At 70.7% G+C, this 19,603-nt stretch carries 18 protein-coding genes; 13 read left to right on the forward strand and 5 right to left on the reverse strand.

Annotated features, from left to right (window positions below; genetic code table 11):
* Positions 1 to 54: 54 nt before the first annotated feature.
* Entirely contained in the window at positions 55 to 1,284 is a 1,230-nt protein-coding gene (locus tag NRP21_RS25375) for a glycoside hydrolase family 108 protein (RefSeq protein WP_257719032.1), read from the reverse strand.
* Between the two features lie 136 nt (positions 1,285 to 1,420).
* Here NRP21_RS25375 and NRP21_RS25380 point away from each other — a divergent pair, with 136 nt between their 5' ends.
* Positions 1,421 to 2,746 (forward strand): aspartate aminotransferase family protein, encoded by a 1,326-nt coding sequence (locus tag NRP21_RS25380; RefSeq protein ID WP_257719033.1) that lies wholly within the window; start codon positions 1,421 to 1,423, stop codon positions 2,744 to 2,746.
* Positions 2,747 to 2,835: 89 nt separating this feature from the next.
* Positions 2,836 to 4,872 carry an AI-2E family transporter gene (locus NRP21_RS25385; RefSeq protein ID WP_257719034.1) on the forward strand — a complete coding sequence of 679 codons (2,037 nt, stop codon included), beginning with the start codon at positions 2,836 to 2,838 and terminating at the stop codon, positions 4,870 to 4,872.
* 147 nt (positions 4,873 to 5,019) lie between these two features.
* Here the strand turns inward: NRP21_RS25385 and NRP21_RS25390 are convergent, their stop codons facing one another.
* Positions 5,020 to 5,382: a plasmid stabilization protein gene (locus NRP21_RS25390; protein WP_257719035.1), complete on the reverse strand. Its 363-nt coding sequence runs from the start codon at positions 5,380 to 5,382 to the stop codon at positions 5,020 to 5,022.
* 140 nt (positions 5,383 to 5,522) lie between these two features.
* Between NRP21_RS25390 and NRP21_RS25395 the strand changes: the two genes are divergently transcribed.
* Genes NRP21_RS25395 through NRP21_RS25405 form a run of 3 tightly spaced genes read left to right on the forward strand, consistent with a single transcriptional unit; the run spans position 5,523 to position 8,382 of the window.
* On the forward strand, positions 5,523 to 6,491 hold the full coding sequence (locus NRP21_RS25395) for a CobW family GTP-binding protein (RefSeq protein WP_257719036.1): 969 nt from the start codon (positions 5,523 to 5,525) through the stop codon (positions 6,489 to 6,491).
* 2 nt (positions 6,492 to 6,493) lie between these two features.
* Positions 6,494 to 7,534, forward strand: coding sequence for a WD40 repeat domain-containing protein (locus NRP21_RS25400; RefSeq protein WP_257719037.1), 1,041 nt, complete (start codon positions 6,494 to 6,496; stop codon positions 7,532 to 7,534).
* Positions 7,535 to 7,554: 20 nt separating this feature from the next.
* On the forward strand, positions 7,555 to 8,382 hold the full coding sequence (locus tag NRP21_RS25405; RefSeq protein WP_257719038.1) for an aldo/keto reductase: 828 nt from the start codon (positions 7,555 to 7,557) through the stop codon (positions 8,380 to 8,382).
* On the opposite strand, the gene NRP21_RS25410 is transcribed toward NRP21_RS25405, so the two are convergent.
* Entirely contained in the window at positions 8,383 to 8,628 is a 246-nt protein-coding gene (locus NRP21_RS25410; protein ID WP_257719039.1) for a hypothetical protein, read from the reverse strand.
* A gap of 280 nt (positions 8,629 to 8,908) precedes the next feature.
* On the opposite strand from NRP21_RS25410, the gene NRP21_RS25415 reads away from it, so the two are divergent.
* The gene (locus NRP21_RS25415) at positions 8,909 to 9,343 is read left to right on the forward strand and encodes a DUF3775 domain-containing protein (RefSeq protein ID WP_257719040.1); all 435 of its coding nucleotides are present in this window, start codon (positions 8,909 to 8,911) and stop codon (positions 9,341 to 9,343) included.
* 33 nt (positions 9,344 to 9,376) lie between these two features.
* Here the strand turns inward: NRP21_RS25415 and NRP21_RS25420 are convergent, their stop codons facing one another.
* Together NRP21_RS25420 and NRP21_RS25425 are read right to left on the reverse strand one after the other, a co-directional pair.
* Positions 9,377 to 10,096, reverse strand: a complete 720-nt coding sequence (locus NRP21_RS25420) for a DUF1194 domain-containing protein (RefSeq protein ID WP_257719041.1) — start codon at positions 10,094 to 10,096, stop codon at positions 9,377 to 9,379.
* An 81-nt stretch (positions 10,097 to 10,177) separates the two neighbouring features.
* Positions 10,178 to 10,843, reverse strand: coding sequence for a phosphoribosyltransferase (locus tag NRP21_RS25425; protein ID WP_257719042.1), 666 nt, complete (start codon positions 10,841 to 10,843; stop codon positions 10,178 to 10,180).
* A gap of 74 nt (positions 10,844 to 10,917) precedes the next feature.
* Between NRP21_RS25425 and NRP21_RS25430 the strand changes: the two genes are divergently transcribed.
* From NRP21_RS25430 to dctP, 7 genes are all read left to right on the forward strand, one after another.
* On the forward strand, positions 10,918 to 12,516 hold the full coding sequence (locus tag NRP21_RS25430; protein ID WP_257719043.1) for an ABC transporter substrate-binding protein: 1,599 nt from the start codon (positions 10,918 to 10,920) through the stop codon (positions 12,514 to 12,516).
* Positions 12,516 to 13,532: an ABC transporter permease gene (locus NRP21_RS25435; RefSeq protein WP_257719044.1), complete on the forward strand. Its 1,017-nt coding sequence runs from the start codon at positions 12,516 to 12,518 to the stop codon at positions 13,530 to 13,532. The genes NRP21_RS25430 and NRP21_RS25435 overlap by 1 nt, the downstream gene beginning before the upstream one ends.
* Positions 13,529 to 14,539, forward strand: a complete 1,011-nt coding sequence (locus NRP21_RS25440) for an ABC transporter permease (protein WP_257719045.1) — start codon at positions 13,529 to 13,531, stop codon at positions 14,537 to 14,539. The genes NRP21_RS25435 and NRP21_RS25440 overlap by 4 nt, the downstream gene beginning before the upstream one ends.
* Positions 14,536 to 15,387, forward strand: coding sequence for an ABC transporter ATP-binding protein (locus NRP21_RS25445; protein WP_257719046.1), 852 nt, complete (start codon positions 14,536 to 14,538; stop codon positions 15,385 to 15,387). Before NRP21_RS25440 ends, NRP21_RS25445 begins: the two co-directional genes overlap by 4 nt.
* Positions 15,384 to 16,127: an ABC transporter ATP-binding protein gene (locus NRP21_RS25450; RefSeq protein WP_257719047.1), complete on the forward strand. Its 744-nt coding sequence runs from the start codon at positions 15,384 to 15,386 to the stop codon at positions 16,125 to 16,127. The genes NRP21_RS25445 and NRP21_RS25450 overlap by 4 nt, the downstream gene beginning before the upstream one ends.
* Positions 16,128 to 16,263: 136 nt before the next feature.
* Entirely contained in the window at positions 16,264 to 18,306 is a 2,043-nt protein-coding gene (locus NRP21_RS25455; RefSeq protein WP_257719048.1) for a matrixin family metalloprotease, read from the forward strand.
* Positions 18,307 to 18,562: 256 nt separating this feature from the next.
* Positions 18,563 to 19,600, forward strand: coding sequence for a TRAP transporter substrate-binding protein DctP (gene dctP, locus NRP21_RS25460; protein WP_257719049.1), 1,038 nt, complete (start codon positions 18,563 to 18,565; stop codon positions 19,598 to 19,600).
* Positions 19,601 to 19,603 lie beyond the last annotated feature (3 nt).

Here is a 19,603-nt window from a genome sequence, read left to right on the forward strand (position 1 = left end):
CCCTCCCATACCCTACCCGGGCGCCGGGGGGAACCCCCGGCGCGCCGCGCATATTTACGCCACCAAGGGCAGGGTCCCAGGTCTCGTCGCCATTTCCAGCGCCACCTGCCGCGTCGCGTCGACCCGCCGCATCCAGCCGCGCCCGAAGCTCGGGAAAGTCCCTAGCCCCCGGTAATAGGCCATCCGGGCCTCGGCTAGGCGCCTGATTAGGTCCGGCGCCCGGCAGGCCCGCGCCGCCGCCAGCGTGATCGGCCCCACCGACCCATCCACCGAGACCCCGGCCGCCTTCTGCAGCATCTTCACGGACCGACCCGGCCCGGCGTTCACCCCGAAGTCGAAGACCATCAGGTCCACCCCGGCCGGCAGTTCGGCGCAGCGCATCGGGGTCCAGTAGCGCACACGGTAGATCTCGCGCGCCTCGGCCCGGGTCAGGGCCCGCATATCGGCCTCGGTCACCTCCCCATCCCGGAACTCGGAGAGGGTGCGGAGCGTGATGCCCATGTTGGTCGCCCCGCCGGGATCGGCCGGGTGGTTCACGAACCCGCCCTCTGACTTCAGCACCTCGTCCAGGCAGGCCTCGAAGCGGTCCTCATCGGCGGGCCCGGGCGCGGCCAGGAAGGAGACCGGCCGTACCGATGGCGCGGGCGCCGCATCCCGCAGCGTCGCCATGGCCGCCTGCACCTGCTGTGCCTGGGCGTCCTGCAGCCGCCCGACGATCGCGTCCTTCTCCCGCGAGGACTGGGAGGAACCGATCCAGAAGTTCACCACCGCCGCGAAGGCGGCGCCGAGGGAGCCGACGGTGATGTTGATGACGCTGGCCACCTGCGGATCGAAGCGCGCGGCGCCGCCCGGCCCGGCATCCAGGGTCACCAGCAGGATCAGCACGGCGAAGAACCCCAGCACCACCAGGGAGGAGACGGTGGCCGGCCCCCAGGCCAGGCGGCTGCCGCCCCGCAGCATCTCCGCCATGCTCGCGCGGGCGGATTGCGTGTCGCTCAGCGTGGCGCGCAACGTGTCCAGCGCCGCATTCCTCTGCCCGGCCTCGCGCTCGGCGCCCAGCCGCTCGCCCTCCAGCGCGATCTCGGCCAAGCGGATTCGCAAGGCATTCACCTTCTCCGTGTCCGCGGCGAGCGCCGCGCGGGCGGCGGCAGGGTCCTCCGTGCCCGCCACTTGCCGAACGGCATCGGCCACCGTCCCGGCCAGGGTGCCGGCCCGGTCGCCGGCAATGAGGCGGATGATCTCCGGCGCCAGGGAGGCGGCAATGGCGACGAGGGGGAAGGCCATGCAGGAACTCCTGTCAAAGAACCAAACAGGAACATAAGCCGAAGCGCTATAGGAAATCAAGCCTTTTCGGCCGTTCCGCCTTGTTGCTTCCCCCCACCGGGAGCATGGTGCCCCCTTCCGCCCCAAGGTGCCTGCGATGAACGAGATGTCCCCCTCGCGTCCGAACAACCTCGACTCGTTCTGGATGCCCTTCTCCGACAACCGGCACTTCAAGGGCACGCCCCGCATGCTCGCGCGGGCGGAGGGGATGTCCTACTTCACGCCGGAAGGTCGCGAGGTGCTGGACGGCACGGCGGGCCTGTGGTGCTGCAACGCCGGCCACGGCCGCCGCGAGATCACGGAGGCCATCCAGAAGCAGGCCGCGGTGATGGACTTCGCCCCCACCTTCCAGCTCGGCCACCCCATTGCCTTCGAGGCGGCGGCGCGCGTGGCGGAGATGACGCCGGCGGGCCTGGACAAGGTCTTCTTCACCAATTCGGGCAGCGAGAGCGCGGACACGGCCCTCAAGATCGCCCTGGCCTACCAGCGCGCCCGCGGCCAGGCCCAGCGCGTGCGCCTGATCGGGCGGGAGCGCGGCTACCACGGCGTGGGCTTCGGCGGCATGTCGGTGGGCGGCATTGGCGGCAACCGCAAGCAGTTCGGCGCCATGCTCCCCTACGTGGACCACCTGCCCCACACCCACGACCCTGCCCGCAACGCCTTCACCAAGGGCCAGCCGGAGCACGGGGTGGAGCTGGCGAACCGCCTGCAGGACCTGGTCGCCCTGCATGGCGACACCATTGCCGCCGTGATGGTGGAGCCGGTGGCGGGCTCCACCGGCGTGCTGGTGCCGCCGAAGGGCTACCTGGAGCGCCTGCGCGAGATCTGCGACGCCAACGGCATCCTGCTGATCTATGACGAGGTGATCACCGGCTTCGGCCGCCTCGGCACGGATTTCGGGGCGGAGCGCCTGGGCGTGACACCGGACATCATGACCATGGCGAAGGGCCTGACCAACGCAGCCGTGCCGATGGGGGCGGTGGCCACCTCCAACGAGATCTACGACACGGTGGTGAACAACTCCGCTGCCGGGATCGAGCTGTTCCACGGCTACACCTATTCCGGCCACCCGCTCGCCTCGGCCGCCGCCATCGCCACCCTCGCCCTGCACCGGGAGGAGGACCTGCCCGGCCGGGCGCGGGCGATCGAGCCCTACTGGCAGGAGGCCGCGCACTCGCTGAAGAGCGCGCCGGGCGTGGTGGACATCCGCGACTTCGGCCTCATCGCCGGCATTGAGCTCGCCCCGCGCGAAGGCAAGCCCGGCACCCGCGCAATGGACATCTTCCGCAAGTGCTTCGACGACGGCGTCCTGGTGCGCGTGACGGGCGACATCGTGGCCCTCTCCCCGCCGTTGATCATCGAGAAGCCGCATGTGGACCGTATCTTCGGCACCCTGAGCGACGCGATCCACGCCATTCACTGAGGCGGACAGGGGGAGCCTCGGCTCCCCCTCCGTAACCTGCGTTCGCCGCGTGGCGTTGGGCATCCTGAACGACGGAGCCCGCCGCGCCCATGAGCACCACCCTGGCGCCCGAGGGGCGCCCGCCCGCCCAGGTTCCGCCGCCGTCCAGCCCGGAGCTGGGCCATCTGCTCACCGTGGTGGTGGGGGTCGTCGTTGTCGCCGGGCTCTACCTGGCGCGCGAGGTGCTGATCCCCATCACCCTCGCCATCCTTCTCTCCTTCGTCCTCGCGCCCCTGGTCGGCCTCCTCCGCCGCCTGCGGCTGCCGCGCGTGCCGGCGGTGCTGCTCTCCGTGCTGCTGGCGCTGGGCCTGATCCTGCTGATCGGCAGCATCATCGGCGTGCAGATCGCCGGCCTGGCCCGGGACGCGCCCCGCTACCAGAGCGCGGTGCAGGAGAAGGTGGAGGCCGCGCAGGACACCGTTTTCGGCCGCATCCGCGACTTCTCCCGCCGCCTGAGCAACGAGGCGGCGCCCCCAGCGCCGGCCCCGGCCCCGGACCCTCGTGGGCCGGAGGGGACGATCCCCGCCACCCCGGCCCTGCCCGGGCTGGGTGGAGGCGACGAGCGCCGCCCCGTGCCGGTGGAGATCCGCCCCGGCGAATCCTCCGCGGTCGAACTGGCCCGCAAGATCGTCTCGCCCGTCCTTGGCCCGCTGGAGACGACCTTCATCGTCTTCATCGTCGCCGTCTTTGTCCTCCTCCAGCAGGAGGACCTGCGGGACCGGCTGATCCGCCTCTTCGGCTCCAGCGACCTCCACCGCACCACCGAGGCGCTGGACGATGCCGGGCGGCGCCTCAGTAAGTACTTCCTCGCCCAACTCATGCTGAACGGCTCCTTCGGCGTGCTGGTCGCCATCGGGCTCTTCATCATCGGCGTGCCCAGCCCGATCGTCTGGGGCATCCTGGCCGCGCTCTTCCGCTTCGTGCCCTATGTCGGATCCATCCTCGCCGCGGCCATGCCCCTGGTGCTGGCCGCGGCCACGGAGCCGGGCTGGTCGATGGTGATCTGGACCGGCGTCCTCTTCCTCGTCACGGAATCCGTCATGGGCCAGGTGGTGGAGCCCATGGTATACGGCCATTCCACCGGCCTCTCGCCGGTCTCCGTGATCGTGGCCGCCATCTTCTGGACCTGGCTCTGGGGTCCGATCGGCCTGATCCTGGCCACGCCGCTCACCCTGTGCCTCGTCGTGCTCGGGCGGCACGTGGAGCGGCTGGAATTCCTCGACGTCATGCTGGGCGACCGCCCCGCCCTGACCCCCGTGGAGAACTTCTACCAGCGCATCCTGGCCGGCGACACGGACGAGGCCCTCTCCCAGGCCGAGACGCTGCTGCAGGACCGATCCCTCACCTCCTACTACGACGAGGTAGCCCTCAAGGGCCTGCGCCTGGCCGCGAACGACGCGGAGCGCGGCGTGCTGCCGCCGGGGCGCCTGGAGCGCATCCGGAACGCCGTGAACGGGCTGGTGAACGACCTGTCGGACGTGCCGGACGGCGACCCGCCCCCGAAGCCGCAGAAGGCGGAGCCCGAGGCGATGCCGGCCGGGCGGACGGCGGACGAGAAGGCCGTGCCGAGCCAGCCCGCCCCGGACATCGTCCTGCCGCCCCGTGCCGAACGCGCGGGCAACTGGGGCTCGGAGACATCCGTCCTCTGCCTCGCCGGTCGCGGCCCCCTGGACGAGGCCGCCTCCGCCATGCTCTCCCAGCTTCTCGCCAAGCACGGCCTCGGCGCCCGCGTGGTGCCGCACGAGGCCAGCTCGCGTGAGCAGGTCGGGCGGCTGGAGACGGCGGGGGTCGCGATGGTCTGCGTCTCCTACCTCGACATCTCCGGCAGTCCCGCGCATCTGCGCTACCTGCTGCGCCGCCTGCGCCAGCACCTGCCGGGCGTGCCGCTGCTGGTCGGCCTCTGGCCCGAGGGCGATGCGGTGCTGACCGATGCCAGCCTCGCGAAGGCCGTGGGGGCCGACTACTACACATCCTCTCTCCACGCGGCCGTCATGGCCTGCCTGAAGGCCGCCGTTTCCGGCGCGCAGAGCCCGGGCGCCGCCCAGGCAGCGATGGAGAAGGCGGACAGGAAGCCCCTGCCGGGCTGAACAGGGGGGGCGCGCCTGGCCCTGGGAGGCTCTACTTCCCAGACCCTCCGCCGGGGTGGCAACGGCCACCCCGGACCCCGCGATCGGGCTGCCGCAGATAGGATGATCGAAGGGCGGCGCCGCGGCGGCGGTCCGGGGCTGGGACCTTCAGGCGCTCTTGCGCTCGGCGTTCCGCTTGCGGGTGGCCGCGGCCTTCTTCGCGGCGGCCGAACGCTCCTCCGGCGTGCGCCGGGCGGCCGCCTTCTTGGCCGAGGCAGAGCGGTCGCTCGCCGGCCGTGCCGCGCTGGCGGCCCCGCCCCGCTTGCCGCCTGTCCGCGACGGCTCCTTGTTCATCGGCTTGCCGCGGCCGGAGCCGCTCTTCTTGCCCCCGCCCGTCTCCTTGTTGACGGTCGCCCAGGCGCGGCGCTCCGCCTCTTCCTCCGGCACGCCCCGGGATTCGTAGGAATCCTCGATGTGCTCGGCCATGCGCTTCTGCTTGTCGGTATAGGCGGATTTGTCACCACGGGGCATCGGATCGGTCTCCTGCCATGCGGATGGCGGGACAAACGCATGAACCCCGGGCCCGGTTCAATCGGCCACCCCGATACCATATAACGCGGCGAAGCGGCCCTCCCCCGAGGGCCACCGAGACTTGCCCGAAGGCACCCCTCATGTCCGAAACCGCTCCTACCCCCGTTACCGTCCTCACCGGCTATCTCGGCGCCGGCAAGACCACCCTGCTGAACCGTATTCTCACGGAGAATCACGGCCGCAAGTTCGCGGTGGTGATCAACGAGTTCGGCGAGATGGGCGTGGACCAGGACCTCGTCATCGACGCGGACGAGGAAGTGTTCGAGATGAACAACGGGTGCATCTGCTGCACCGTGCGCGGCGACCTGATCCGCATCATCGGCGGGCTGATGAAGCGCCGCGACCGGTTCGACGGCATCATCGTGGAGACCACGGGCCTGGCGAACCCCGCCCCCGTCGCCCAGACCTTCTTCGTGGACGAGGACGTGAAGCGCGCCACGCGCCTGGACGCCATCGTGACTGTCGTGGACGCCAAGCACCTCCTCACCCGCCTGGGCGACAGCCCGGAGGCGGAGGACCAGGTGGCCTTCGCCGACGTGATCGTGCTGAACAAGATGGATCTCGTGAGCGCGGAGGAGGCGGACGAGGTGGAGCGCCGCATCCGCGCCATCAACCCGACCGTGGAGATCCGCCGCGCCATCAAGTCCGAGGTGCCGCTGGACGCCGTGATCGGCCGCGACGCCTTCAGCCTGGACCGCATCCTGGCGCGGGAGCCCGAGTTCCTCTCCGGCGACGACGAGCACAGCCACGACAGCGCCGTGCAGTCCGTCTCCTTCGAGCTCGACAAGCCGGTTGACCCCGAGAAGTTCAACGCCTGGATCGGCGAGCTGCTCCAGACCAAGGGCCAGGACCTGCTGCGGACGAAGGGCATCCTGCACTACAAGGGCGACGACCGGCGCTTCGCCTTCCAGGCCGTGCACATGATCGCTGACGGCGACTACATCGGCGATTGGAAGGAGGGCGATCCGCGCAAGTCCCGCATCGTCTTCATCGGGCGCGACCTGAACCGGCCCAAGCTGCGCCGCGGCTTCGAATCCACGGCGGCCTGAACATGTCGGACGTTGCGGACGCGGATTTCCTGCTGGACCAGCGCGGCACCGGGCGCGAGCTCGGCGCCTGGGTGGCCGACGTCGCTTTCGGGAAGGAGGGGCGCTCCGCCGCCTTCGCCCTCTCGGATGGCAGCATCCACCTCGCCACCCCCGCGGACCATACGGGGGAGTGGCGGAAGCTGGAAGCGCATGACGGCGCCGTCCTCAACATGATCCCGGACAGCGCCGACGGCCTGCTCTCCGGCGGCGACGACGGCAAGCTGCTGCACGTCGCGCCGGACGGCACGGTGGAGGTCGTCTCCGATTTCGGAATGATGAAGTGGGTGGCGCACCTCGCCGCCCATCCCTCCGGGCTGCGCGCGATCGCGGTGGGCAAGAACGTCCACCTGCTGGACGGCAAGGGTGCCAAGCTGAAGACCCTCGGCCCGCACCCCTCCACCGTCGGCGGCGTGGCGATCGACGCCAAGGGCAAGCGCGTCTTCGCCTCCCACTACAACGGCGTCTCCTCCTGGTTCGTGGGCGCGAAGGAGGACAAGCCGCGCGTGCTGGAGTGGAAGGGCAGCCACCACGCCATCGCCGTCTCCCCCGATGGCCAGAACGTAGTCACGGGGATGCAGGAGAACGCGCTGCACGGCTGGCGCCTGACGGATAGCCAGCACATGCGGATGTCCGGCTACCCCGCGAAGACCCACTCCCTTTCCTTCACCGCCAAGGGCCGCTGGCTGGCCTCGTCGGGCGCGGATTCGGTTGTGCTCTGGCCCTTCTTCGGCGGTGGCCCCATGGGCAAGGCGCCGACGGAGATCGCGGGCGGCGACCAGGTGATCTGCACCCGCGTCGCCTGCCACCCGCAGCACGAGGTGGTGGTGGCGGGGTTCCAGGACGGGCTGGTGCTGATGGCGGAGATCGCCTCCGGCAAGGTGGTGCCCGTCGCGGCGCCCGGGCGCGGCGCCATCTCGGCGCTGGCCTGGAACGCGGCCGGCACGCACCTCGCCTTCGGCACGGAATCCGGCTTTGCCGGGCTCATCGACTTGGCGAAGCGCTAGGCCAGCCCCACCCTGGGGTCATGAGCGATCGCATCACGACCCCCCTCCTCTCCATTCCCCGCCTCGGCCTGGGCACCTACCGCCTGACCGGGCCGGCGGGGCAGGCCGCCGTGGAATCGGCCCTGGCCATGGGCTACCGCGCCCTGGACACGGCCGAGATGTACGGCAACGAGGCGGAAGTCGGGGCAGGCCTCCACGCCTCCGGCCTGCCGCGCAAAGACATTTTCGTGACCAGCAAGGTTTGGTGGGACCATCTCAGCCCCGGCGAGATCCGCCAGGCCTGCGAGACCTCCCTCCGCAAGCTCGGCACGGACTACCTGGACCTTTACCTCGTGCACTGGCCGGCCGCCGACATGGATCTGCATCGCGTGATGCACGACATGACCCGGCTGCGCGAGGAAGGCCTGACCCGCGCGATCGGCGTGGCGAACTTCCCGCCGCATCTGCTGAAGCGCGCCATCGAGACAGGCGCGCCGATCGCGGCGAACCAGGTGGAGTACCATGCCCAGCTCTCGCAGGACCGGCTGCTGGACATCACCCGGCCCAACAACATCGTGCTGACCGCGTATTCCCCACTCGGCCGCGGCGTGATGACGGAGAACCCGGTCATCCAGGCCGTGGCCGCGCGCCACGGCACCGGCGCCGGGCAGGTCGCACTGGCCTGGCTGCTGCGGCAGGATGGCGTGGCTGCCATTCCCAAGGCCTCACGCCCGGAGAGTCAGCGCGCGAACCTGGAGGCACTGGCCCTCGCGGGTCAGCTCACCGATGCGGATGTAGCGGAGCTGGATGCGCTGCCAAAAGACCAGCGCCTCGTGAATCCGGCCTTTGCGCCGGATTGGTCGGCCTGATCAGGTGTAGCGGACGGGCTTCGCGGCGCCGGCCGGCGAGACGCAGAAGTGCACGGCCGGGTAGAGAACCGCCGCGGCCTCGGCGGCGGGGGCCTCGGCCTCCGCGGCCTGCTCCACCGGCTTGCGCGGCGCCGGCCGGGCGGCCGGGGCGCGGCGGCGGGACGGGGCCGCCACGGGCCGCTCCGCCCGAACCTGGCGGGAGAAGATGGTCGCGCCGGAGGAGATCGGGGCCGCCACGTCGCACATGGTGGCATTAACGAAGGCCGGAGCGTCCTGCGCGCTTGCAGATGGCGCAAAAGCCACAGCCCCAGCCAGCATTCCGAAGAGTGCGATCGTTCCCCAATTCCGCATCCCCGACCCCCTCTTCCATTCCAGATCAACTAGTTAGCGTCGCTTCTTGCGTCGCCCTCTGCGGAATGAACGCGGAGTCGTGGCGGCGGTTTCTCGCGAAGCCGAAAGGCGGGTCAAGCGTTGGGCGGGCGGCGACAATCCAAACACCCGATCAGGCCCTCCCAGGAGCGACCAGATGAGCGACAAGCCCACCGGAATCCCCGGCGTTTCTCCCCAGGACGACGATGACGAGGTGGATCTCGGCATCAGCGTCCAGGCGGTCGCCAACATCATCGACGCGGCCCGCGCCTCCGACGAGACGGAGGAGGACGAGCTGAACGAGGACGTCGAGATGGAGAATGCCGACGACGCCAAGCCCGACCTGACCGGCGAGAACCTGGAGACCCTGATTGAGGAGCTGAACGAGGACGAGCAGGCCGCCCTCATCGCCCTCGCCTGGGTTGGCCGGGGCGACTACGAGCCGGACGAGTGGGGCGAGGCGCTGGGCCTTGCCCGGGAGCGCAACGAGGCCGACACGGCCGGCTACCTCATGGGCATGGACCTGCTCGGCGACCTGCTGGCCGAAGGCCTGGCCGCCTTCGGCATCGTCGTGGAAGAGATCGAGCGCTGACCCGGATCGCCTGACCCGCGCCGCGGGCCGGTCCTATCCGAAGACCGGCCCCGGCAATCCCGCGATCTCGCGCACCAGCTTTCGGCGAACCGCGTTGCCGAAGGCCTCGAAGTCCTCGGCCGCGATCAGGAAGGCGCCGTCCCCTCCGATCACCGATTCCCGGTAGTAGGCGTCCAGCGGGATAGGCGACGGCCTCCCGAAGGTCGGGCGGTCGTTGATGATCGGCAGCCCGTTGATCGTCACGCCCTCCGCCACTACCCGGTCGCGCACGCTCTCCACGGGCTGGCCGCTGTTGTTCACCCCGTCGCCGGAGACGTCGATCACGCGCCGGGTTCCCTCAAACGGGCTTTCCGAGAGGGTGCGCAAGGAGAAATCCAGCCCGCCGGAGATGGATGTCCAGGAGAGCGCGACGCGCGGCGCCTGCTCCAGCGCCAGGGCCCAGCCCTCCGCCTCCGCCTGGCTGCCGATATGCGTCCAGGGGATCACCAGCCGCTGGTAGTCCGATCCCGCCCACTCGACATAGGCCACCGCGATCGCCCCGGTCATGCCGGAGCGGATCGCCTCCACCACGCGCGGATCGGTAATGGCGTTGCGATAGCCCTCGCGCTGCAGCCGCGCCTCGTCGTCATCGATGGAGCGGGAGACGTCCACCGCCAGCACCAGCAGCAGGTCCACCGCCTCCTCAGCGCGCGCGGGGCCTGCGGTGGGAAGCATCGCGGCGCCGCTCGCCGCGAGAAGGGACCGACGCCGCATGGACCTGCCCTCTGCTGATCCGGCGATCAGATCAGGCGTGTCCACTCCACCGCAATGACTTTTGAATGGCGCACGCGCTTGTCAGGGAAGGTGCACGGCCGGAACGGTCGATGGGTCCGGCGCCCAGCCGCCCGGCACCGGCCGCAGCAGCGGCGCCGCGAAGGCCGCGAGGACCGGCACGTCCCCCGGCCAGCCCGCCACCCAGCGGTCCCCTTGCGCCATCGCCACGAGGAGGCCGACCGGCCGCACCCCAGCCTTCGCCAGCAGCGCCAGCCCGGCCAGGGCGGAGGTGCCGGTGCTGATCACATCGTCGATCAGCAGCACGCGGCGGCCCTGGAGCCGGTGCAGCACGCGCGGGTCGAGCCAGATCCGCCGCTGCCCCGGCGCGGTGGAGGAGGAGACGGAGGCGGAGAGCGCCTCCTCGTACCAGCGCTTGCGGGAGTAGCCGGCTGCCACCCAGTTCGGGTGCCCCAGCGCCTCGGCCACCAGCGGCGCCAGGGCATGGCCCAGCGTGGGCAGGCCGCACACCGCCTCCGCCCCCAGCGGCCGCGCCGCATCGGCCATCCAGCCCGCCAGGCGCCGCTGCACGGCGAAGGAGGTCTGGTTCGCGATCAGCCCGGTGACCGCCACATCCCCGTAGTCACGCAGCGGCAGGCGCAGGGCGGAGCCGTCCGGCATGGCCAGGGCCACGCTGTCCCGATGAGGCGGCGTGTCCGGGGCGGGTTCAAAACCTTGCCAGAAATCCATCCTATGCGCTTGGCACGGTGTCGCGCGGCGGTCCAGCCTCGTACAAACACGCGAATCCCTGCCGGAGACGAGCCATGCCCAGCCGCCGCAACCTCCTCGCCGCCTCGGGCGCCGCCTTCCTGGGCTGGGACGCCACGATCCGCGCCGCCTGGGGCCAGACCCCGCCCGGCGTGCTGGTGATGGCGAAGCAGATCGACGACGTCATCTCGCTCGACCCCGCCGAGAGCTTTGAGTTCACGGGCACCGAGGTCTGCGGCAACGTCTACCAGAAGCTCGCCACCACCTCGGCCGAGGATCCCTCCCGCCTCGTCGGCGACCTCGCGGAGAGCTGGACCGCGAGCGACGACGCGAAGACCTTCACCTTCACGCTGAGGACCGGCCAGAAGTTCGCCTCCGGCAAGGAGGCGACGGCGGAGGACGTGGTCTACTCCCTCCAGCGGGTGGTGGCGCTGAACAAGAGCCCGGCCTTCATCATCAACCAGTTCGGCTTCACCAGGGACAACATGGCGCAGACCATCCGCGCCACGGACCCGCGCACGGTGGTGCTGACCACCGCCGAGCCCACCGCCACCTCCTTCCTGCTCTACTGCCTCTCCGCGGCCGTCGGCAGCATCGTGGAGAAGGCCACCGTCGCCTCGCGCGCCCAGGGCGACGACTGGGGCAATGCCTGGCTGAAGGGCAACTCCGCCGGCAGCGGGCCCTACCGCATCGTCTCCTGGCGCGCGAGCGAGGCGGTGACGCTGGACGCCAACGCGAACGCCGCGAAGGCGCCGGCGACCCGCCGCATCATCCTGCGCCATGTCGCCGATCCCTCCGCGCAGCTTCTCGGCCTGCAGCGCGGCGACTACGACGTGGCGCGCAACCTCGCCTCTGATCAGATCAAGTCGGCGCAGGGCGATAGCCGCTACACCGTGGTCACGCAGCGCAAGGCGGGCCTGCTTTACATCGCCATGAACCAGAAGCACCCCATCCTGTCCAAGCCGCAGGTCCGGCAGGCCATCAAGTGGGCGATCGACTACGAGGGTATCCAGCGCAACATCGTCCCGAACAATTACGCCGTGCACCAGGCCTTCCTGCCGGAGGGCCTGCCGGGCGCGCTGACGGAGAAGCCCTTCAAGGCCGACGTGGCCGCGGCCAAGAAGCTCCTCGCCGAGGCCGGCCACGCGGACGGCGTTGAGATCGGGTTCGACTTCTTCTCCGGCCCGCCGGTGAACGACATCGCCCAGGCCGTGCAGGCCAACCTGGCCGCCATCGGCATCCGCGCCCGCATGCTGCCGGGCGAGATGCGCGCGGTCATCACCAAGACCCGCGCGCGCCAGCACGACCTCGCCCTGCTGCGCTGGGGGTCCGACTACTTCGACCCGCACAGCAACGCCGAGGCCTTCAGCATGAACCCCGACAACGGGGACGATGCGCGCAACAAGACCCTCGCCTGGCGCTCCGCCTGGAACATCCCCGAGCTGACCGCCCGCACCATCGCGGCCGTGAAGGAGACGGATGGAGAGAAGCGGGTGTCGATGTACGAGGCCCTGCAGCGCGATCATCAGCAGCAGAGCCCCTTCGCCATCATGCTGCAGGACCTTGAGGTGGCCGTTGCCCGCAACACGGTGAAGGGCGTGCAGATCGGCGTGCTGAACGACCGCACCGCCTACGCCGGCATCACCAAGGCCTGATGCCCCTCGCGCGTCTCCGGGCGCTGGCGGCCACCGCCGCCAGCATCCCCATCACCCTCCTTGGCCTGGCCGTCGTCACCTTCTTCATCGGCCGCGTGGTGCCGATCGACCCGGTGCTGGCCGTGGTGGGGGACCGCGCGCCCGCCGACGTGGTGGCGCGCGCGCGGGTGGAGCTGGGCCTGGACCAGCCCCTCTACGCCCAGTTCTGGCGCTACCTGACGGACATCCTCTCCGGCAATCTCGGCCGCTCCGTGATGACCTCCAACACGGTTTGGGAGGACATCGCCCGCTACTTCCCCGCCACCTTCGAGCTGGCGACGCTGGCCATCCTCATCGCCGCGGTGCTGGGTATCGGCCTCGGCGTCCTCGCCGCCACGCGCCAGGGCTCCTGGGTAGACCAAGCGGTGCGGGTCTTCTGCCTTGCGGGCCATTCCCTGCCCGTCTTCGTCCTCGCCCTCATCTCGCTGCTCGTCTTCTACGCCTGGCTGGGCTGGCTGCCTGGCCCCGGCCGCCAGGGCATCGTCTTTCAGGACATGGTGGAGCCGGTCACGGGCATCCTGACGCTCGACACGATCCTGGCCGGCGACTGGCCCGCCTTTCAGGACGCGGTGCTGCACCTGATCCAGCCCGCCGGGATCCTCGCCTTCTTCTCGCTTGCCTACATCGCCCGCATGACCCGTGCCTTCATGCTGGCGGAGCTGCGGAGCGAGTACGTCATCACCGCCCGCGCCAAGGGCCTCTCCCCCATGCGGATCGTCTGGCGCCACGCCTTCCGCAACACCGCCGTGCCGCTGGTGACAGTGATCTTCCTCACCTATGCCGGGCTGCTGGAGGGCGCGGTGCTGACGGAGACGATCTTCGCCTGGCCGGGCCTCGGGCAGTACCTCACCGTCTCCCTCCTGAACGCGGACATGAACGCGGTGCTCGGCGCCACCCTCGTCGTGGGACTGATCTACGTGGTGCTGAACCTGCTGGCCGACCTGCTCTACCGCCTGATGGACCCGCGCACGCGATGAGCAAGGACAGCCCCATCGCGGATGCCGCCACCCCTACCGCGGCGCTGGAGCCCGTGCCGGACACGGCGCCGGAAGCCGCCCTGGCGCCCCCGCCGCCACAGCCCGGCGCCGCCCCCTCGCGCCGCGACTGGCTGCTGACGGACACCCCCGCCTCGCGCAGCCAGGCCGCCTGGGGCCGCCGCTACCAGGCCTGGCTCGCCTTCCGCCGCAACCCTCTGGCCATGGTGGGGCTGGGCGTGGTCGTCGTCCTGCTGCTGCTGGCCCTGCTGGCGCCGCTCCTCGCTACCCATGACCCGGGCGCGCAGGAACTCGGCAACCGCCTCGCCGCCCCTTCCGCCGCGCACTGGCTCGGCACGGACGAGCTGGGGCGGGACGTCTGGTCCCGCCTTCTCTACGGCGGCCGGATCACGCTGGGGATGGTGGTGGCGGTGGTGCTGCTGGTGGCCCCGCTGGGCCTGCTGGTGGGCTGTATCGCCGGCTATGCCGGCGGCATCTGGGACCGGCTGCTGATGCGGGTCACGGACGTGTTCCTCGCCTTCCCCCGCCTGATCCTGGCCCTCGCCTTCGTGGCCGCCATGAAGCCGGGGGTGGAGAGCGCGGTGATCGCCATCGCCCTCACCGCCTGGCCGCCCTATGCCCGCCTCGCCCGCGCGGAGACGCTGACCATCCGCCGCACGGACTACGTGGCCGCCGCGCGGATGACGGGCGCCTCACCCGCCCGGATCGTGATGCGCCACGTCATGCCGATGTGCCTGCCGTCCCTCGTCGTGCGCGTCACGCTGGACATGTCCTCCATCATCCTCACCGCCGCTGGCCTCGGCTTCCTCGGCCTCGGCGCCCAGCCGCCCCTGCCGGAATGGGGCACGATGATCGCGACGGCCCGCCGCTTCATCCTGGAGCAGTGGTGGGTGGCGCTGATGCCCGGCATCGCCATCTTCGCCGCCTCCCTCGCCTTCAACCTGCTGGGCGATGGGCTGCGGGACGTGCTGGACCCGAAGCAGCGATGATCACCGATGAGCCCCTGGTGGCGGTGCGGAACCTCCACGTCGACTTCCCCTCCGCTACCGGCGTCACCCACGCCGTACGCGGCGTCTCCTTCGCCATCGGGCGGGAGAAGCTGGGCATCGTGGGGGAGAGCGGGTCCGGCAAGTCCGTGACGGGCCGCGCCCTGATGCGCCTCCTGCCCGGCAGCGCGAAGGTGCGGGCGGACGTGCTGCGCTTCGGCACCACGGACATCCTGCAGGCGGGCGAGCGGGAGATGCGCGCCCTGCGCGGCGGCCGCATCGGCCTGATCCTGCAGGACCCGAAATACAGCCTGAACCCCGTGATGACCGCGGGTGCCCAGATCGCGGAGGCGCTGCGTGCCCACAAGCGCCTGGGCCGGCGGGAGGCGCGCGACGCCGCCCTGGCCCTGCTGGAATCCGTCCGCATCCGCGACCCCCGCCGCGTCCATGATGCCTACCCGCACGAACTCTCCGGCGGCATGGGCCAGCGGGTGATGATCGCCATGATGCTCGCCCCCGACCCGGAGCTGCTGATCGCGGACGAGCCCACCTCCGCCCTCGACGCCAGTGTGCAGGCGGAAATCCTCTCCCTCATCGAGGAGCAGGTGGACCGGCGCGGCATGGCGCTGATGCTCATCAGCCACGACCTCCCCCTCGTCGCCCGCTTCTGCGACCGCGTGGCGGTGATGTATGCCGGCCAGGTGATGGAGGAGCTGCCCGCCGCCGAGTTGCACCACGCCCGCCACGCCTACACGCGCGGGTTGCTGGAATGCCTGCCCAGCCTTTCAGAGCGGCGGGAACGCCTGCCCACCCTGCGGCGCGACCCCGCCTGGCTGGCGCCCCGCCCATGATCGACGTGCAGAAGCTGGACATCCGCTTCGGCGCCAACCACGCGGTGCGCGGCGTCTCGTTCCAGGTAGGCCAGGGCGAAACCTTCGGCCTCGTGGGCGAGAGCGGCAGCGGCAAGTCCACCGTGCTGCGGGCCATCGCCGGCCTTGTCACGGACTGGACCGGCCGCATCGCCGTGGACGGCCAGTCCCTCGGCCGGAAGCGCGACCGCGCCTTCTTCCGCACCGTCCAGATGGTGTTCCAGGACCCCTACGGCTCCCTCCACCCCCGCCAGACGGTGGACCGCATCCTCTCGGAGCCCCTGGTCGTCCACGGGGTGAAAGACGCCGACGCCCGCATCGCCCGCGCGCTGGAGGAGGTGGCCCTGCCCCGCACGGCGCGCTTCCGCTACCCCCACCAGCTCTCGGGCGGCCAGCGGCAGCGCGTGGCCATCGCCCGCGCCCTGGTGGCTGACCCCCGCGTGCTGCTGCTGGACGAGCCCACCAGCGCGCTCGACGTCTCCGTCCAGGCCGAGGTCCTGAACCTCCTGGCCGATCTCCGCGCCGCGCGGGGCCTCACCTGCATCCTCGTCTCGCACAACCTGGCGGTCGTCGCCCATCTCTGCGGCCGGCTGGCGGTGATGCAGGGCGGCCAGATCGTGGAGCAGCTGGACGAGGCCGCCCTCCGCGCCGGCCGGGCGGTGCACCCGCACACCCAGGACCTGATCCGGCTCTCCCGGGTGTTGGAGGAGCCGGCGGGCTGATTTTCCGTCGCGGGTGTCAAGGGCTGACGTGCGGAACATTCCGCTGATATTCTGGCCCGGAGACGGCATCCCGGTCAGCGCGGACCCTCGGCCGCCGGCTCATGCACCCGAAAATGCCGAGTGAAACGAGAACACGGTGTCCGACTCCTTCCCCGCCCCGCAGGCCGCCCCTGAACCCCACTCCTTCTACGACCTGACCGGCCCGGCGCCGGTGGAGCAGCCGGAGGACTACACGGCCTTCTACGGCAAGTGGGGCGCCTCCCGAAGCTACGGCACGGCCGGGGGCGTGGTGACCTGGAGCATCGCCGGATCGGGGCTCGCCAACACGACGGGCACCTACAATTTCTTCACCGGCAGCACCGTGTCGCTGTCGAGCTTCCTGTCCTTCGACTACAACGCCGTCCTCGCGCAGGCTTTCGCCGCCTGGTCGTCCGTGGCGAACATCACCTTCGTCCAGGTGGCCGATGGCGGCGGCAACATCGGCACCGGCCTTTCCGCGAACATCCGCATCGCCGGCGGCTACGTGGATGGCCACCCCTACAGCAGCGTTCTGGGATCCGCCTTCTACCCGTCCTCCTATACGAACCCCGCCAACGTGGCCACGGCCGGCGACATCGTCTTCGACAGCGCCGAGGGCAGCTTCTGGAACGCCAGCACCTTCCTCGCCGTCGCCACGCATGAGATCGGGCACGCGCTGGGGCTGGGCCACTCCTCAGACCCCAACGCCATCATGTACGCCTACCACAACGCCGCCCTCACGCCCCAGGCCGACGACATCGCCGGCATCCGGTCCATCTACGGATCCGCCAGCAGCTGGCCCGGCGCGGTGACCATCAACAACGTCGTCCTCACGGAAGGCACGGGGGGCACGACCTTCGCGAACTTCACGGTCAGCCGCAGTGGCGGGACCTCCGCCTTCTCCGTGAACTACGCCACGTCGGATGGCGCGGCGCGGGCCGGCACCGACTATGTCGCGACCTCCGGCACCCTGTTCTTCGAGAGCGGCGCCACGTCGAAGACGATCTCCGTCGCCGTCCTCGGGGATGGCATGCATGACCCGAACGAGACCTTTGCCGTCGTCCTCTCCGGCGCCACCAACAATGCCTCCTTCAGCAACGCCGTCGGGGTCGGTATCCTGCGGGAGGACGACCCCGCCTTCCACCCGGTTGGTCTTGTCCTTGGGAATTTCGCGCCCTCTGCCGGTGGCTGGGTCAACAACGACCTCGTTCCCCGCCACCTCGCGGACGTGAATGGCGACGGCATGGCCGACATTGTCGGCTTCGGCTACGGGGGCGTCCTCGTCTCGCTCGCCACGGGCTTCGGTGCCTTCGCCGCCCCCAGCTTCGAGCTGGGCGCCTTCGGTGCCAGCAACGGCGGCTGGGTCAGCGACAATCTCCTGCCGCGCGAGCTGGCCGACGTGAACGGCGATGGCATGGCCGACATCGTCGGCTTCGGCTTCAATGGGGTCCTTGTCTCCCTCGCCACCGGTGGCGGCCACTTCGCCGGCCCTACCATCGAGCTGGGCGCCTTCGGAGCCAACAGCGGCGGCTGGGTCAGCAGCGACGTCCTTCCCCGCAAGATGGGCGACGTGAACGGCGACGGCATGGACGACATCGTCGGCTTCGGCTTCAACGGGGTGTACGTCTCCCTTGCCACTGGCGGCGGCCATTTCGCCGGCCCCAGCTTCGAGCTGGGCGCCTTCGGCGCCAATAACGGCGGCTGGGTCAGTGACAATCTCCTGCCGCGCGAGCTGGCCGACGTGAACGGCGACGGCATGGACGACATCATCGGCTTCGGCTTCAACGGGGTGTACGTCTCCCTCGCCACCGGCGGCGGCCATTTCGCCGGCCCCAGCTTCGAGCTGGGCGCCTTCGGCGCCAACAGCGGCGGTTGGGTCAACAACACCCTCCTCCCCCGCGAGATGGCGGACGTGAACGGCGACGGCATGGCCGACATCATCGGCTTCGGCTACGGGGGCGCCTACGCCTCCCTCGCCACGGGGGGCGGCCATTTCGGGCCGATGGCGCTGCAGGTCGCGGATTTCGGTGCCTCGGCCGGCGGCTGGGCCAGCAACGCCGTCGTCCCGCGTGAGCTGGCCGACGTGAACGGCGACGGGCACGACGACATCATCGGCTTCGGCTACGGGGGCGTCTACACAACCCTTTCCAACTACGCCTGATCCCTTCCGGCGGCCCTGCCCGGCCGCCGGCAGGCCACCGGGCAGGTGACGGTCCAAGGCGCGCGGACTGCGCGGCGCACCTTGGCAAGGACTCCACCCCCCTCGCGGGCCGGGCCGCCGCGCTGCGGTCCCGCCTCGGCCGCCGATCCTGCCCGGCAGCGCACGGCGGGCGGCGCCCGGCCACCCTCTTGCCGCCGCCGCCCTCCCCTCGCAGAGTGCGCGCAACGATCCGGGGGAGGAAGCATTGACCCAGCCCATGAACCGGCGAGCCTTGCTCTCGGCCGCCGCCGCCCTGCCCGTGCTGGCCGCGCCGCGGCTGCTGCGGGCCCAGACCCGCTACAAGCCGGAATACAAGATCACGGTGGTCGGCAATCGCCCGATCGCCCTCTCGGAATCCGCCTTCGTCTGGGCCGACCTGGTAAACCAGCGCAGCGAGGGCCGGCTGAACTTCAAGGTCTATCCCGGCTCCTCCCTCGTCGGCGGCGACCAGACGCGGGAGCTGGTAGCGATCCGCCAGGGCGTGATCGACGGCGCCGTCTTCTCCACCATCAACATCTCCCCCCAGGTGCGGGAGATGAACCTCTTCTCCCTCCCCTTCCTCCTGCCGAACCACGCCGCCTTCGACGCGCTGGTGGCGAGCGAGGTGGGCGCCGCCCTGTTCCGCACCCTGGCCCAGCGCGACATCGAGCCCCTGGCCTGGGGCGAGAACGGCTTCCGCGAGATCAGCAACAGCAAGCGCCCCATCCGCGCCCCCGCCGACCTGCGCGGCCTGAAGATCCGCTTCGCCGCCGGCGCTATCTTCTCCGAGATCTACACCGCCCTCGGCGCCAACCCCGTGCAGATGTCCTTCGCGGACCTGCAGCCCGCCCTCTCCACCGGCGCGGTGGACGGGCAGGAGAACCCGGTGAACCTCTTCCTCGGCTTCCGCATGGACACGCTGGCGCAGAAGCACCTGACCATGTGGAACTACTGCGCCGATGCCGGCATCGTCTCCATCAGCAAGCCCGTTCTCGCCAGCCTGGAGCCCCGGGACCGCGAGATCGTGGTGGAGGCGGCGCGGGAGGCGGGGCAGGCCGGCAACAACGCCGCCCGCAAGGGCCTGGGCGTTCCGCCCAGCAGCGACCGCTCCTCGCTGGAGGAATGCGCCCGCCGCGGCGTTGAGGTGATCGACCTTTCCGCCGCCGAGAAGCGCGCCTTCGCGCAGGCCACGAAACCTGTCTACGACAAGTGGGCGCAGACCGTCGGCACCGACCTCGTCCGCAAGGCCGAGGCCGCCATCGCCCGTGTGAGCTGACCC

It is taken from the genome of Roseomonas populi, assembly GCF_024594815.1.
Lineage (GTDB): Bacteria > Pseudomonadota > Alphaproteobacteria > Acetobacterales > Acetobacteraceae > Roseomonas > Roseomonas populi.